At 31.9% G+C, this 14655-nt stretch carries 12 protein-coding genes; 7 read left to right on the top strand and 5 right to left on the bottom strand.

The features are described from left to right. Position 1: 1 nt before the first annotated feature. Positions 2-2368 carry a GAF domain-containing protein gene (locus tag Q0921_RS24090; protein WP_299261603.1) on the bottom strand — a complete coding sequence of 789 codons (2367 nt, stop codon included), beginning with the start codon at positions 2366-2368 and terminating at the stop codon, positions 2-4. A 378-nt stretch (positions 2369-2746) separates the two neighbouring features. Here Q0921_RS24090 and Q0921_RS24095 point away from each other — a divergent pair, with 378 nt between their 5' ends. After that, positions 2747-3868, top strand: a complete 1122-nt coding sequence (locus tag Q0921_RS24095) for a TlpA disulfide reductase family protein (protein WP_299261605.1) — start codon at positions 2747-2749, stop codon at positions 3866-3868. Positions 3869-3924: 56 nt separating this feature from the next. On the opposite strand, the gene Q0921_RS24100 is transcribed toward Q0921_RS24095, so the two are convergent. After that, complete coding sequence (locus Q0921_RS24100) at positions 3925-4575, bottom strand: rhomboid family intramembrane serine protease (protein ID WP_299261607.1); 651 nt, start codon at positions 4573-4575, stop codon at positions 3925-3927. A 135-nt stretch (positions 4576-4710) separates the two neighbouring features. Between Q0921_RS24100 and Q0921_RS24105 the strand changes: the two genes are divergently transcribed. Next, entirely contained in the window at positions 4711-5616 is a 906-nt protein-coding gene (locus tag Q0921_RS24105) for a lysophospholipid acyltransferase family protein (protein ID WP_299261609.1), read from the top strand. 77 nt (positions 5617-5693) lie between these two features. Then, entirely contained in the window at positions 5694-6593 is a 900-nt protein-coding gene (locus tag Q0921_RS24110) for a lysophospholipid acyltransferase family protein (RefSeq protein ID WP_299261611.1), read from the top strand. A 45-nt stretch (positions 6594-6638) separates the two neighbouring features. On the opposite strand, the gene glmM is transcribed toward Q0921_RS24110, so the two are convergent. After that, the gene (gene glmM, locus Q0921_RS24115; protein WP_299261613.1) at positions 6639-8027 is read right to left on the bottom strand and encodes a phosphoglucosamine mutase; all 1389 of its coding nucleotides are present in this window, start codon (positions 8025-8027) and stop codon (positions 6639-6641) included. 121 nt (positions 8028-8148) lie between these two features. Between glmM and Q0921_RS24120 the strand changes: the two genes are divergently transcribed. From Q0921_RS24120 to ggt, 3 genes are read left to right on the top strand one after another with little or no spacing between them, the layout of a single operon-like run. After that, on the top strand, positions 8149-8733 hold the full coding sequence (locus Q0921_RS24120; RefSeq protein WP_299261615.1) for an acyl carrier protein phosphodiesterase: 585 nt from the start codon (positions 8149-8151) through the stop codon (positions 8731-8733). Then, entirely contained in the window at positions 8730-9122 is a 393-nt protein-coding gene (locus Q0921_RS24125) for a hypothetical protein (protein ID WP_299261617.1), read from the top strand. The genes Q0921_RS24120 and Q0921_RS24125 overlap by 4 nt, the downstream gene beginning before the upstream one ends. A gap of 17 nt (positions 9123-9139) precedes the next feature. Continuing rightward, the gene (gene ggt / locus Q0921_RS24130) at positions 9140-10843 is read left to right on the top strand and encodes a gamma-glutamyltransferase (RefSeq protein WP_299261619.1); all 1704 of its coding nucleotides are present in this window, start codon (positions 9140-9142) and stop codon (positions 10841-10843) included. A gap of 34 nt (positions 10844-10877) precedes the next feature. Here ggt and Q0921_RS24135 read toward each other — a convergent pair whose 3' ends face one another. After that, a complete protein-coding gene (locus Q0921_RS24135) occupies positions 10878-11477 on the bottom strand; it encodes a hypothetical protein (RefSeq protein WP_299261621.1) in 600 nt (199 codons plus the stop codon). 630 nt (positions 11478-12107) lie between these two features. Here Q0921_RS24135 and Q0921_RS24140 point away from each other — a divergent pair. Next, complete coding sequence (locus Q0921_RS24140) at positions 12108-13166, top strand: T9SS type A sorting domain-containing protein (RefSeq protein WP_299261623.1); 1059 nt, start codon at positions 12108-12110, stop codon at positions 13164-13166. Between the two features lie 155 nt (positions 13167-13321). Here Q0921_RS24140 and Q0921_RS24145 read toward each other — a convergent pair whose 3' ends face one another. Beyond that, a complete protein-coding gene (locus Q0921_RS24145) occupies positions 13322-14590 on the bottom strand; it encodes a CoF synthetase (protein WP_299261625.1) in 1269 nt (422 codons plus the stop codon). Positions 14591-14655: the final 65 nt, after the last annotated feature.

Consider the following 14655-nt stretch of genomic DNA (forward strand, 5'->3'; position numbering starts at 1 on the left):
ATTATTGATTTATCTCTTTCATCAGGTCATCATAGGTATAATATTCTTTATCTTCTTTATTTTTATTATAGAGAATTTTAACTCTTAAAGCCTTAAGACCTGTTACCCCTTGAAGGTCATCTAACTCCACTACCTCAATTTCATCTTCAAGATAATTTTTAGACTGTAAAAAGTTAATATACTTTATATATTCCATTTCATCAGAACGCTGAGAATATACAATTACTAACTTACCTTTCTCAGTAATTCGTTGATCAGTTCCTTTGATTTTTGCTTTATCTACTCTTTTCTTTACTACCTCATATCGTGCATTATAAGTGCCATCTACATCAAATCGTTTTTCATCCATCCTGAATCTAACTGATAAAGAAGCATTAAAGACTAAAACCATTGAGGCTACATCAAGCGCTACAGGAAGGTCTTTTTTAAGTTGATAATACTCATTCTCCATTTCGCACATTACTTGCAATTGCCACAATCTTAGATTATACAAGTATATTTTATGGAAACTATTCTGCTTCGTAATGGATTCTCCTATATACAGATTATGTTCTACACCATCGGTCTTGAACCTTTCGAAATAGTGAGGATACATTTTCTGAGCTTCTTCTTGTTTCTTATCTAACAAAGCTGCCATCTTCTTATTAATCAACATCACAGATTCATCATAAGCCTTACGATGTTTATACAATGTTTTACTACTTTTATCTAGTGAATTATTATATTGATTAATTAAACCTTCTAATTCGACATTATTACCTCTAAGATGCTTAAACAGTGGCTTGATTTCGTTCTTAATAAAATCTAAAATTCTTTGTTCACTATCTACCTGAAGGTTCTCGGTCACTAAACTGATATAATTATTAATTCTAAATCTAATTTCTTCATAGATCGGTAAAGAATCTAATTCAATAACTTTATTAATGACTTTAGAAATTGCTTTAAGTTGTAGTACCAAATCTTTTTGTACAGAACTGTTTCGCGCATCAGAAGAGCCTTTAATATCTATTTGTCCGAATAATGGGTATACATCTTCAAATACTACTTCTCTAAAGGAAACTGGATTTTCTTCAACTTTAGCACGTATAAAACGTTTCGCCTCTTGCCTAAATTTCCAATAGACGCTAGGATGTATGGACGTACATTCTTGTTGAATCACTAATTCTAATTCATCTTCAGCTTTCGCTTTAGATCGTAAAACAGAATCCACCAGATATGGCATGATATCCTGAAGTTTATTAGCGTTAATACTATTTAACTCCTGAATATTCGGCGAAACAATTTCTAAAACTCCTAACAACTTCCCATCATTCTCTATGGGAGCAATAATCGCACTCTTTATATTTTGCTTGACCAAATTAGTATACATAAGCTCTTCGGGATAGACTTTATGCATTTTATCAACGTTTGAAACTGCAAAAGGTTCAGATTTATCGAACATCGAGTGATAAGTTCCTTTACACAAAGCTGTCTCACAGCAATCTGAATATTCCTTATATAAAATGTAACTATCTATACTCTTAAACGGAACTCTTTCTAAAACACGTTCTTCTTCATTATAATTAGAAAAGCCAACTTTGATTTCTGGAAGATTAAATACACCTCTAAAGATATTCTGAAAACTACCTATAAAATCTCCTTGTTTTTTATCGTACTTTAATAAACTTGTTTTAAACTCGGACAAAGCAAAATCTGTCGTAACATCAAAAAGATTTGCAATAACAATCCCTTTAAAAATCCAACTATTAGGCGGAAATTTTTCTTTCCAGATTTCTACATTATCAAAATTATCAATCAATACTGCAACATCTTCTTCTGTAATATCTCTAGCCTTATCAGTTTTGATAACTTCAATAAAATCACCATTGTATAAAATTCTATAATGTCTTATAATACCAGCTACATCAGGAATGTCATAAAAAAATGGTCTTCTAAAATCAATTTTATACCCATAATATTGATTCAAGATAATACTGCATCCCATAATAAAGTAATGATCTTCATCTAGATTTTTAATCTGAGGTTCAAAATCATAACCAGCTGCTTTTATAATATTTTTATATCGTTGAGTAGATTTTACAACCGTATTGTTAAAAGGTATTGTCGCTATTTTTATTTCATTCTTCTGCAATATCTGAGCAAAAGAATCTTCTAAAACTAATTCTATTTGAGGTAATAATTCCTGGACTCTTTCTTCTGTAGTAATTCCTTCTTCTAGCTCAGGATACTCTGCCGCTATCTTTAAAATACTTTCGGCACGATCACGTAGCAATTTATTATCGCTATCTAAAAACTCTCTATATTGATCAAAAAATAAAGAGAAGCTTATCCTTATATCCAACGGAAAATCATGCTCCAATACCTTCATAACGGTTTATTTATGGTAGTTAAACAAAAATAATACAAAACTTTGACACCTAATTATAGTATTAACAATTAATTAATCTATTACGTTATAGTACTATTCTTTAAGTCACTTGTTATTAAGTCGAATATTTCAAAGGAATTAGGACCGAAAAACAAAAAATAGTGTTTCTCTCACTATAAATTCAGATAAATCCCCATTCGGTATTCATAACACTACTAGTTAGACTCAGAAAGTATTAATTTTGTTACACTATAGACAAGATTTAATTCATTGTATTTTCTACAGATAGTAAAAATTAACATTTACTTATATTTAAAAGTTAATTTTTAGTGTTTAAGCTTCTTATTATATATTTTTACGAATCAAAAAAAAATAAGAATGAAAAAAATAGTACTGCTCGCGCTTATATTGTTATCAGCAGCATGTGAAAAAGAAGAGAAAGGATATTCAATTTCTGCAGAAACAGAAGGATTTGAAGATGGAGTTACAGTATATGTCAATGCTATAAATCAGTCTAATCGACCTACTATTATTGATTCTACTACTATAAAAAATGGCTCATTTAAACTATCACTCCCTTCAGTAGAAAGTAATGACTTTAATTACCTTACCTTCAATGGGGTTCCTCAAAACGTTTTGTTTTTAGCCGAAAACAATCCTATACAAATGACTATTTATAAGGATAGTCTGAGATCTTCTATTATTAAAGGTGGTTCTGAAAACGAATTATTCTTTACCTATTTAAGAAAAATGAATGCATTCGGAAAAGATAGACAAGAACTTAGTAATCAATTTCAAATAGCATCTAAATTAAAAGAAACGGATAAAGCGACAAGACTATCTGCTCAATTACAGGAGTTACGTACAAACGAAAATGATTTCAGAAAAGAGATTGCCGAAAATAATCCTAATTCCTTGGTGGCTGTTATGGCACTTACCGATCTTTTAAACCTTAAAGCAACTCCTGCCAAACAAATAAAAAAGATATATGTAACTGTAGAGGACACTCTTAAAACATCTCGTTTAGGAAAAAATCTGGATAGACTGCTCGCCGCATCGATTGGTAAAATAGACATCGGTAGTGAAGCTGAAGATTTTTCTGCACCTAATCCAGAAGGAAAGGTAGTTTCACTAAAAGAATCAATGGGCAAAATTACAATTATTGATTTTTGGGCATCCTGGTGCAAACCCTGTAGAGCAGAAAATCCAAATGTCGTAAGAGTATATAATAAATACCATGATAAAGGTTTAAATATTATAGGAGTTTCCTTAGATAGGAACATGGATCATTGGACAAAAGCAATTACTCAAGATAATTTAGAATGGAATCATGTATCGCACTTAAAATTCTGGCAAGATCCAATTGCAAAAGCATATGGTGTACGATCAATTCCAGCAACTTTTATATTGGATGAAAAAGGAAATGTGATTGCAAAAAACTTGAGAGGGCCAGCCTTAGAAACTAAAATCTCAGAACTATTAGGAGAGAAATCTTTATAAGTTTTATCTACAAAAAAATTAAAAACGACCTGATTATCGGGTCGTTTTTTTTATACCTAAAGTTTCCCTAATTGTTTCATTACAAATAAAACAATGATAGGAATTGCAAGTAAACCTATCATTAGTAAATTTTCTTTAAACAAAAAAGGTGCAAGAATTAGTGTCACAATGTACCCTCCAGCTGCTCCTCCAAAATGGGCATCGTGACCAATATTACCTGTTCTGCTTTTCATACCATAAATGGAATACAATAAATAACCAATACCAAAAATATAAGCAGGAATCGGAATTGGAATAAACATAAGGTACAGTTTCATATTAGGTTGGAATAATATCGCTGAAAAGATAATGCCCGACACCGCTCCACTAGCACCTACAGCACTGTAGTGATATTCATCTTTATGAAAAAATAATGAAAATAGGTTCCCAACAAATAGACTACCAAAATATACTACCAAAAACTTTACATTACCTAAATAATTAAGTACTACTGGAGCAAAGAAATATAGTGTAAACATATTGAAAAACAAATGCATCATATCTACGTGCAAAAAACCGGAAGCAAGCATGCGCAACTGTTCTCCCCTTCGGATTCCTCCAATATTAAACTTATAACGTTCAAAAAAAGAAAAATCATTTAATCCCTTTAATGAAACTATAACATTAGCCAATATGATAACAATAACAACAATATCCAGGTTGAGCATATACAATTTTTTGTCGTCCAAATATAATACATATTCAACCTAAAGAATAAGGTTTTTTATTTGAAACAAGATCCATTTAGATTTTAATAGTGATATGTTAAAATATATTACCTTTAGCGGCTTAAATAAAATTCAATGCAATTAGTAATTTATAGCCTTGTATATCCATTTCTTTGGATAATATCAAAACTACCCTGGCGATTATTTTATATGTTCTCAACCTGTATCTATATATTGGTATATTATTTTATTAGATACAGAAGAAAAACAGTAACGGAGAATTTAAACTTAGCTTTTCCTGATAAAGATGTAAAAGAAATAAATCGTATCCGAAAAGCCTCCTACAAGCATATGTGCGATATGTTTCTGGAAATGATAAGGTCTTTGTCTATTAGCGAAAAAGATATAATCGAGCGTTTTCATGTAACCAATCTAGATGCTTTGGTAACATTAGAAAATAAAAACAAAAGCTTCATTACCATGATGGGGCATTATAATAGTTACGAATGGACTAACTCTATAGATTTAATTAGTAAGTTTAGATGTGTAGGCATTTATAAGCCTATCAAGAATAAATATTTTGACAAATTGGTACATCGCATTAGAGGTAGGTTTAATTCTAGATTGATACCCAGTGCTAAAGTTTTTAGAGAAATGACTATGGACCAAAGAAAAGAAAATCCAGAATTAAGTTTATATGGTTTAATCTCGGATCAATCTCCTAAACTTAACAACGCTACATTCTGGACTGATTTTATGGGAATAAAAGTACCAGCTTTTGTAGGAGGAGAAGTACTTTCTAGAAGGTTAGATCTTAGTATATTTTATCTTCATGTAGAGAAGATAAAAAGAGGTTATTATCAGGCTACTTTAGTTCCAATTTCTGAAGATCCGAAAAATGAAGAACAATATGCTATTACAAAAAAGTTTACACAATTATTAGAAGTGCAAATAAAGCAAAAACCTGAAAACTATTTATGGACACATAAACGGTGGAAACACCGTAATGCGCAACCTCCAAAAGATGCCGTTATCTCCTAATTTTATTACTTTTTTAAGACTACACTAAGATTTTAGGCCATTAAATAATTTTATATTTGTAGGCTTAAATTAATACAATGCAATTATTGATATATCGCTTGGTATATCCAATTTTGTGGATTATATCAAAATTACCCTGGCGTTTATTCTATATGCTTTCTACCTGTGTGTATTTTTTTGTATACCATGTAGTTAGGTATCGAAGAAAATCAGTAACGGAAAACCTAGTTCTTGTTTTTCCAGAAAAGTCACGACAAGAAATTAATAGAATCCGGAAAGCTTTTTATAAACATATGTGTGATATGTTTTTAGAAATGATAAAATCTATTTCTATAAGTGATAAAGACCTTTTAGATCGTTTTAAAATTACTGATATTGAAACACTTAAACAACTAGAGGCGAAAAATAAGAGTATCGTAGTTTTGATGACTCATTATGCTAGTTATGAATGGTCTACTGTAACACAATTATTAATTGATTTTCCTACTGTTGGTGTTTATAAACAAATCAAGAACAAATATTTTGATGAACTTGTTCATCGAATTAGACAACGATATAACGCACGACTTATTCCAAGCTACAAAGCCATGAAAGAGATCACCAGAGATAAAATTAATGGCAAGCTATGCTCATATGCTTTTTTATCCGATCAATCCCCAAGTTTAGCTAAAGCTACATACTGGACAGATTTTATGGGTATAAAAGTTCCAACACATGTTGGAGGCGAGGTGTTGGCAAAAAGACTAGACATGTCTGTTGCTTATTTACACGTAGAAAAAGTAAAAAGAGGCTATTATCAAGCAAAGTTCATTCCCATTACAGAAAACGCAAAAAACTGCGAAGATTTCTATATTGTAAAAACCTATTTAAGAATGGTTGAAGAACAAATTAGTAAAGCACCAGAATATTACCTATGGACACATAAACGTTGGAAACATCACAATGCAGAAATTCCTAAAGATGCTACTGTTGATTAACAAAATCCTCCTGTCAATTCTTATGACAGGAGGATTTTTGTTTTATTAGATTCCTGCTATTTTCTTTAAGGTTGTAATTGTATCATTCGCTAATTGATCTGCTTTCTCCTGACTCAAGGCTTCTGTATAAATACGAATAATTGGTTCTGTATTACTTTTTCTAAGATGAACCCAGCTATCACTAAAATCAACTTTAACGCCATCTACAGTACTGACTTCTTCTGATGCGTGTTTGTTATGAAAACCTTCTAAAATTGCATCCACGTTTAATTCAGGTGTTAGCTGAATTTTATTCTTACTCATAAAATAAGATGGATAACTATTCCGCAGTTCGCTAACACTACATTTTTTTTCCGCTAAATGAGTTAAGAACAATGCTACGCCAACCAGAGAGTCTCTTCCGTAATGTAATTCAGGATATATAATCCCTCCATTTCCTTCTCCTCCAATCACTGCTTTATTGGCTTTCATTAAAGAGACTACATTCACTTCTCCTACCGCACTGGCTTCATACATACCATTGTGTTTTTCTGTAACATCTCTTAATGCTCTACTAGATGATAAATTAGAAACAGTATTACCAGGTGTTTTACCTAAAACATAATCTGCACAAGCAACCAATGTATATTCTTCCCCGAACATTTCTCCATCCTCGCTCATAAAAGCAAGACGATCCACATCAGGATCAACTGTTAGTCCAAAATCAGCTTTTTCTTTTACCACCAGTTCAGATAGATCCGTTAAATGTTCCTTTAATGGTTCTGGATTATGAGGAAAATGTCCCGTTGGTTCGCAGTACAATTCTACAACCTCTACTCCCATTTTCTTTAGTAATCTAGGAATTGCTATTCCTCCAGTAGAATTAACAGCATCTACAACAACTTTGAAACCGGCTTCCTTAACAATTTCAGAATGCACTAATGCTAGATCCAGTACTTCTTCGATATGCTTGTCTATATATGTGTCATTTGCTGTAATAGAACCTAAATCATCAACTTCGGCAAAATTATAATCGTCATTTTCTGCGATATCCAAAATCTTCTTACCATTTTCGGCATTCAGAAATTCTCCTTTACCATCTAATAATTTTAATGCATTCCATTGTTTTGGATTATGACTAGCTGTTAAGATAATTCCTCCATCAGCTTTTTCCATTGGGACTGCTACTTCTACAGTAGGTGTAGTTGACAATCCTAAATCCACAACATGTATTCCTAATCCTACTAACCCATTCATCACTAACTGCTGAATCATAGCTCCAGAAATACGTGCATCTCTTCCCACCACTACTGTTGGGGCATTTTTACCGGTTTCTGATTTTAACCAGCTTCCATAAGCAGATGCAAATTTTACTGCATCAATAGGAGTAAGATTATCCCCTACTTTACCTCCGATGGTTCCTCGAATACCTGAAATTGATTTGATTAGTGTCATATAATGATTAATTGTTTTTTTATTTTGACAAATGTACATGCTACAGGTGATTACCGCAACTATGTAATTAAAGTTTATATAAAGACAATAACTACTTTCTAAAAAATTGTAAATTCACCTAATGAATTTTTTAGCCCATATTTACCTTTCTGGAGATGACCAAGAACTTAAAATAGGTAACTTCATTGCCGACTCAGTCAAAGGAAAAAAATTTAATCAATTTCCAGAACGAGTACAACGAGGCATCACTTTACATAGAAAAATTGATTCATATACTGATAGTCATCCTACGGTTAGACAGAGCGTTTTAAGGTTGTTTCCTAAATATGGACACTATAGTACGGTAATTGTGGATATATTATATGACCATTATCTTGCTGCTTACTGGAATGAATACTCCAAAACCCCTTTAGATATTTATGTTTCCGATTTTTATGATTTACTACAGGAGTATTATGAAGTATTACCAAAGCGTGTTCAGGATTTTTTACCTTATATGGTACGAGATAATTGGTTGTTAAGCTATGCTACGATACCTGGTATTGGTAGAATACTTTACCAAATGAATCATAGGACGAAAAACAGATCGAAAATGAATTTTGCCGTCGTCGAACTAGAACAGTATTACAATGATTTCGAAAGAGAGTTTCGTTCTTTCTTTGAGGAACTAGAATTATTTACAAAAAACGAAATGCGAAAACTATGAGAGTTTTATGTCTTTTTTTTCTTTTGTATTTTGCTTTTTCCTGTAAGAAAACAGAGAACGACTATACCATAAAGAATATTTGTAAGGAACAAATTTTAACATCATCAAAAAATGGGTTTACAAAAAACTACTATTCTAATTCTATAAATTTAGAAAGCATCGGTCATTATGAGAAGGGAATCTTACAAGGTTTCTGGAAACACTACTATAGAAATGGTAACATAAAAGCCGAAGGGCATTATGAAAAAGGGCAAAAGCAAGGTTTCTGGAAAGAATATTATAAAAACGGCACTGTAAAATCCGAAGGACATATTGATAATTGTAAACCTTTAGGTTATTGGAAGTTTTACGATAAAAAAAACAATCTTATTAAAGAAATTAATTACTAATAAAACATACAACACCTATGCGATCGCTTTATCTTTTACTTTTTATCTTAGTTATCTCATGTAAGACCAATCCAGAACCAGAAATTATTTCTGAATCAAAACCTGTTTTAGGGGTAATTGAAAAAAATGCGATGGTAGTATCTGCAAGAGAAGAAGCTTCTAAAATTGGTAAAAATATTCTTCAGAAGGGAGGTAATGTCTTCGATGCTATGGTAGCCACAGAAATGGCGTTGGCAGTTTCATATCCTTATGCTGGTAATCTTGGTGGTGGTGGCTTTATGGTATATAGAAAAGCAAATGGAGAAACTGGTGCGATTGATTACCGTGAAAAGGCTCCTCTCGCTGCCTTTAAAGACATGTATCTTGATGAGAATGGAGATCCAATTCCAGAAAAAAGTCAACTAGGTTCTTTAGCCGTTGGAGTTCCGGGAACCGTAGCAGGAATATTCGAAGTGCATAAAAAATTTGGTACACTCTCTATAAAAGAATTATTAACCCCAGTTGTTGAACTCGCAAAAAAAGGATACGTTATTACAGAAAACCAAGGGAAACGACTTAATCATTTTAGAGAATTATTCATAGAAACAAACAAAGACACTATCCTATACGCTAAAGAGATCAAAGCTAATGATACGGTCAAAAATCCTATGCTTGCCGAAACCCTAGAGCGGATTATCGAAAATGGGAGAGACGAATTTTATCAAGGAGAAACTGCTAAGAAAATGGTGAACTACATCCAATCTCAAGGAGGTATCATAACGATGGAAGACCTTAGTAAATATGAAGCTAAATGGCGTGAACCAGTTAAATTTACCTACAAAAATCTTAATGTAATATCTATGTCCCCGCCTTCTAGTGGTGGAGTATGCTTGGCACAAATCATGAAAATGATAGAACCCTATGAACTCGGTATTTATGGACATAATTCATTAAAATCAATTCAGATAATAACTGAAGCTGAACGAAGAGCATACGCTGACAGGAGTTTTTATCTAGGAGATCCTGATTTTGTTAAAATTCCAGTAGACACCTTAATAAGTGAATCTTACCTATCCGGAAGAATGAAAGATTTTGATCTAGAAAAAGCTACCTTATCTTCGGATTTAAGCTATGGAAGTATCCCTGGATATGAAAGTAGTGAAACTACCCACTACTCTATCATAGATCAATTCGGAAACGCAATTTCTGTAACAACCACTTTAAATGGTGCCTATGGTTCTAAACTATATGTTCCTGAGTTAGGATTCTTTTTAAATAATGAAATGGATGATTTTAGTGCAAAACCTGGTACGCCAAACATGTTTGGATTACTCGGTGCTGAAGCTAATTCGATTTCTCCAGAAAAAAGAATGCTTAGTTCTATGACCCCAACTCTTGTAGAAAAAGATGGCAAACTATGGATGTCCGTAGGAACACCAGGTGGATCTACAATTATCACCTCTGTATTGCAAACTATTTTGAATGTAAAAGAATATGGAATGACAATGCAAGACGCGGTAAACGCTCCACGTTTTCATCATCAATGGTTACCGGATGTCGTTGTTTTCGAACCAAATTCTTTTAATAAAAACATACTCGATAGTTTAAAATCCAAAGGATATAAAATTAATGAAGAAGCATCTCGAATCATTGGTAAAGTAGATGGCATTCTTGTGTTACCGGATGGCAGTTTAGAAGGAGGCGCTGATAAACGGGGAGATGATATGGCAGTTGGGTTTTAAAAACCAAATCAAATATAATAAATAGTATAAGGGTCTACTCATAGTCAAACTCTAATTCGTAATCTATTCCTTCAATTGTATCATAAATTGTAGCGTGATTATCATCATGCCAAAGAAAGCTTATAATTGAATAATCTTTTTGCAGATCTAATCTTTTAAAAGACTCGCTATCAATCAACTCTAATACCGCTACTTCAACTAATGCATGAAATATTGTATGAAAAAGCTCTAATTCCCCATCAATTAAACTACCCCAGTCTTCTATATCACTAAATATAATATTGACAACATCAATTTCTACGTGATATTCTGGCCATTCCCACGGTTCAATACAATCTTCTAAACCTGGTATTACTTCTTTCTCTTCTTCTACTCCTTCTCCTTTAATATGTATAAAAATATTGCTGGCGTTCTGGTCGTCCCAAAGAAATGAAATCATATCAATTGCTTTTTCTTTGATTTCACCATATGTTGTCTGTAATCGCTCTTTGATTTCTGAAAGATCTTCTTCCCATTTCCAATTTTTTAATCTTTCTAGGATTGCAGGATGTTCCTTTACCCAGCCATTTTCTATTCCAGATAGGTAATTTATAGATTTTTCTAAATAATTAATAAACTCATTTTTAGCTTTCATTTTCTTTCTGTTCGTTTATATTAATTCATCCGATATAATATTTTTATAATCTTCCATATTTTTAATTCACTTAAATAACTCTAAAGCGCTTTGTACTTACAATTCTTTGGTTGAAAACAAATCTGAACACTAAATTAACGATCTCTTTACTCCAAATCTCCCCTGTTTTCCGTGAAATTATATCAATCTGGGTTTCGATAAATCCCAAGCTCGTCTGTTTGAGTGAAATTTTAATAAGAATTTGTATCAGATCTTCAATAAACTTATGGTAACAAACGTTTTGGGTTTAAAAACTTATTCCAGAGCTGTGCACCTACGCAGCTATGAAGTATATGCTTCTTCGCGTCAAAACACTCAAATCAATGGTTTTCAAAAGTTAAAGAATATAACTTTATTAATTTTTTAACTGATAGGTTGTTATTTTAACAACTATACATACATAAAACCGAATATTCTTCATTAAAATAACAGATAAAGCATCAGACATCTTATTGATGCAACAAAAATATCATTAATTGCAACAATTCTTTCATTATAGATTTATCCTTAAGAATACATTAGTAAAAACTAATTAACATTGTTAAAATGTAAATACATTTAAAAAAAAGCAATGTTTAAAATTATGTAATTATGATAAAAACATTATTTTCATTTCTGCTATGCTTATGCAGTATTTACAGCATAACTGCTCAATATTCCATAAGTTATGATTCTACTGATCCTGTTACCGTTGTTGCGGGTCAATCCATTACATTAAACTATACATATACTGCATCAATGCAAGTGGGTGCTCAGTTTCAGATTTTTGAAACAGATGATGCAGGTATTTTTGGTGGTACTACCGCTACAGGAACAGCAGCAGCAGAGTTCCCTACTCTAGATGCGGGAACTGATATAATGGGAACAATCACTCTTAATATACCTGCTAATTTTCCATTAAGTTCATCTCTTTCTGGAACCGAATATCGAATTTTTGGAAAACTAGGGTCTGCTGCAAACTCTGATGCAACTGAAGATGCAGATTGGCGTATTGGAGGAACAGAATATCCAATTATAATAGTAACCTCTCCGCCTTATTCTATAACTTATGACTCTGCAAATCCTGTTTCAGTCGAAGCGGGTGAATCTATAACTTTAAACTATACATATTCTGCGTCTATGGATGTTGCAACTCAATTTCAAATTTTTGAAGCTGATGTACCTGGGATTTTTGGAGGTACTACAGCAAACGGTACAGGGGTTCTTGTTACCCCAACGGTTACTGCTGGAACAGATGTAGCAACTACAGTAACACTTGATATACCTTCGGATTTTCCTGCAAGCTCCTCACTTTCTGGAACAAAATATTACATTTTTGGCAAACTATCTTCTGCCGAAAATTCAGATGCTAGTTCTGATGCAGATTGGAGTGTTGCCGGAGAATACCCTGAAATTACTGTTTCATCAACACTTAGCATCAACGATTTTACAGCTTTTGACAGAGATAAATTATACTTTAATAATACCTCGACATCTTTAGTAATTAATGACACTAACGAAATAAAATCTCTAAGCATTTATAATATAATTGGGAAAAAAGTTTTTGAACTTGAAGATGTTAAAAATACTACAAATGTGGACTTATCTTCACTACCAAAAGGATTATATATTGCCAGATCTGATTCCAAATTTTTAAAATTTATTAGATAATAATGTGATAGTAATATTATAGATTAGGTTTTATCTTAACTCTATCAGCTGATACTAAAATAAAAAGTCAATACTAATAGTATTGGCTTTTTGCTATATTGTTAATTCACGATTTTTTTTATATTAATCAATATTTTATGAAGAAAAAAAATAAATTACAATTGAGAATGATACGTATTAGTAACTTCCCTTCTTTTTCCTGAAGATAGTAAAGGGATTTCATCTACATATTGTATTTCTATATTAGCATCTTGTCCAAAATACTCTTTATACTCTTTCAATATTTTATTTTCATCCACCTTCTTATCAGTATTCAGTTTAATCAGATAATCTTTTTCACCATACTGGATTAATTGGAATTGTTTATAATCTCCATATTTACATAATTTATAGGAAACATGAGAAGGTATAATCTTTCCTTTCGTATTGTATATAAGATCTAACTTTCTTCCTTTTATGGATGATAGATAATGTACACCGTTTACATCTACTTCCATTATACCGATATCCCCTGTATCATATCGAATCATTGGTATAGCATAATTATGCAAATCGGTTACTATAATTCTTCCTGTTTTTCCGGGATGAACAGGAACATCTTTATGTATATCAAAAATCTCTATATAGTAACTCGCAGCATTAATAATAAATTTAGAAGATCCTCCTATATCTTCCTGCGCTATAATTCCATTCTCATTATTAGAATATCGTGAGACCGGAATGACACCAAAATACTTTTTCATAGTACTTCTTACATAATCATTAAGTCCTTCTGACATTGTGATTATAGAAGTTATATTACAATTAATTGATTCTGAATTACTTTTATCTAAGTACTTACAAATCTTTTCGAATGCTGATGTATATCCTAGAAAACTCTTCTTATTAGAATCTTTTTTTAGCCTTTTTATAAGATTATCAATATCATCATCATTCAGTTTGAAGACGCTGTGAGGAACTATATTCTGCCACCAAAACTTCGAAAGTATCGTATTTTTAAAGCTGTCAGGCCAAATTTTTATGTATATCAATTTTTGACCTATTTCATAACCGGATCTATTAGAGAAATATAAATTATCTCCCGTGTTCCTACATCGCTTACTCATGTTTTGCAAAACAGAAAAGGGTGCGCCAGTAGAACCACTGGTGGATACTAAAGTACATTTGTTTATTTCATATTTTGAAGACTTAAATTCTTCAAAATTATCTCGGATCGTATTTTTATTAATTACTGGAAAATCTAAAATAGAATTATAACTAATATATTTTTGATAAAACCAGGTAGTACTTACGGCATGTTGTAGGATCTGTTGAAGATAGTTATCCTTTCTATCCTTAGTAGACTGAGAACTTGGTGTTTCAATCAACTCTTTAATATCTTCATAGTGTTTCCTAATATCGTTTCCCTTTAAGATATCAAACAACCAAAAGACTTTTTTTCGAAAAACTTGTAACAAATTCATTAGTATATCCCATTACTTAGACCAAA

The sequence above is a fragment of the uncultured Aquimarina sp. genome (assembly GCF_947496855.1).
Taxonomy (GTDB): domain Bacteria; phylum Bacteroidota; class Bacteroidia; order Flavobacteriales; family Flavobacteriaceae; genus Aquimarina.

Bases quoted from the DNA above. Each gene is read 5' to 3' on its own strand.
- Q0921_RS24090 (WP_299261603.1), bottom strand. From the start codon at position 2,368: ATGAAGGTATTGGAGCATGATTTTCCGTTGGATATAAGGATAAGCTTC.
- Q0921_RS24095 (WP_299261605.1), top strand. From the start codon at position 2,747: ATGAAAAAAATAGTACTGCTCGCGCTTATATTGTTATCAGCAGCATGT.
- Q0921_RS24100 (WP_299261607.1), bottom strand. From the start codon at position 4,575: ATGCTCAACCTGGATATTGTTGTTATTGTTATCATATTGGCTAATGTT.
- Q0921_RS24105 (WP_299261609.1), top strand. From the start codon at position 4,711: ATGCAATTAGTAATTTATAGCCTTGTATATCCATTTCTTTGGATAATA.
- Q0921_RS24110 (WP_299261611.1), top strand. From the start codon at position 5,694: ATGCAATTATTGATATATCGCTTGGTATATCCAATTTTGTGGATTATA.
- glmM (WP_299261613.1), bottom strand. From the start codon at position 8,027: ATGACACTAATCAAATCAATTTCAGGTATTCGAGGAACCATCGGAGGT.
- Q0921_RS24120 (WP_299261615.1), top strand. From the start codon at position 8,149: ATGAATTTTTTAGCCCATATTTACCTTTCTGGAGATGACCAAGAACTT.
- Q0921_RS24125 (WP_299261617.1), top strand. From the start codon at position 8,730: ATGAGAGTTTTATGTCTTTTTTTTCTTTTGTATTTTGCTTTTTCCTGT.
- ggt (WP_299261619.1), top strand. From the start codon at position 9,140: ATGCGATCGCTTTATCTTTTACTTTTTATCTTAGTTATCTCATGTAAG.
- Q0921_RS24135 (WP_299261621.1), bottom strand. From the start codon at position 11,477: ATGAAAGCTAAAAATGAGTTTATTAATTATTTAGAAAAATCTATAAAT.
- Q0921_RS24140 (WP_299261623.1), top strand. From the start codon at position 12,108: ATGATAAAAACATTATTTTCATTTCTGCTATGCTTATGCAGTATTTAC.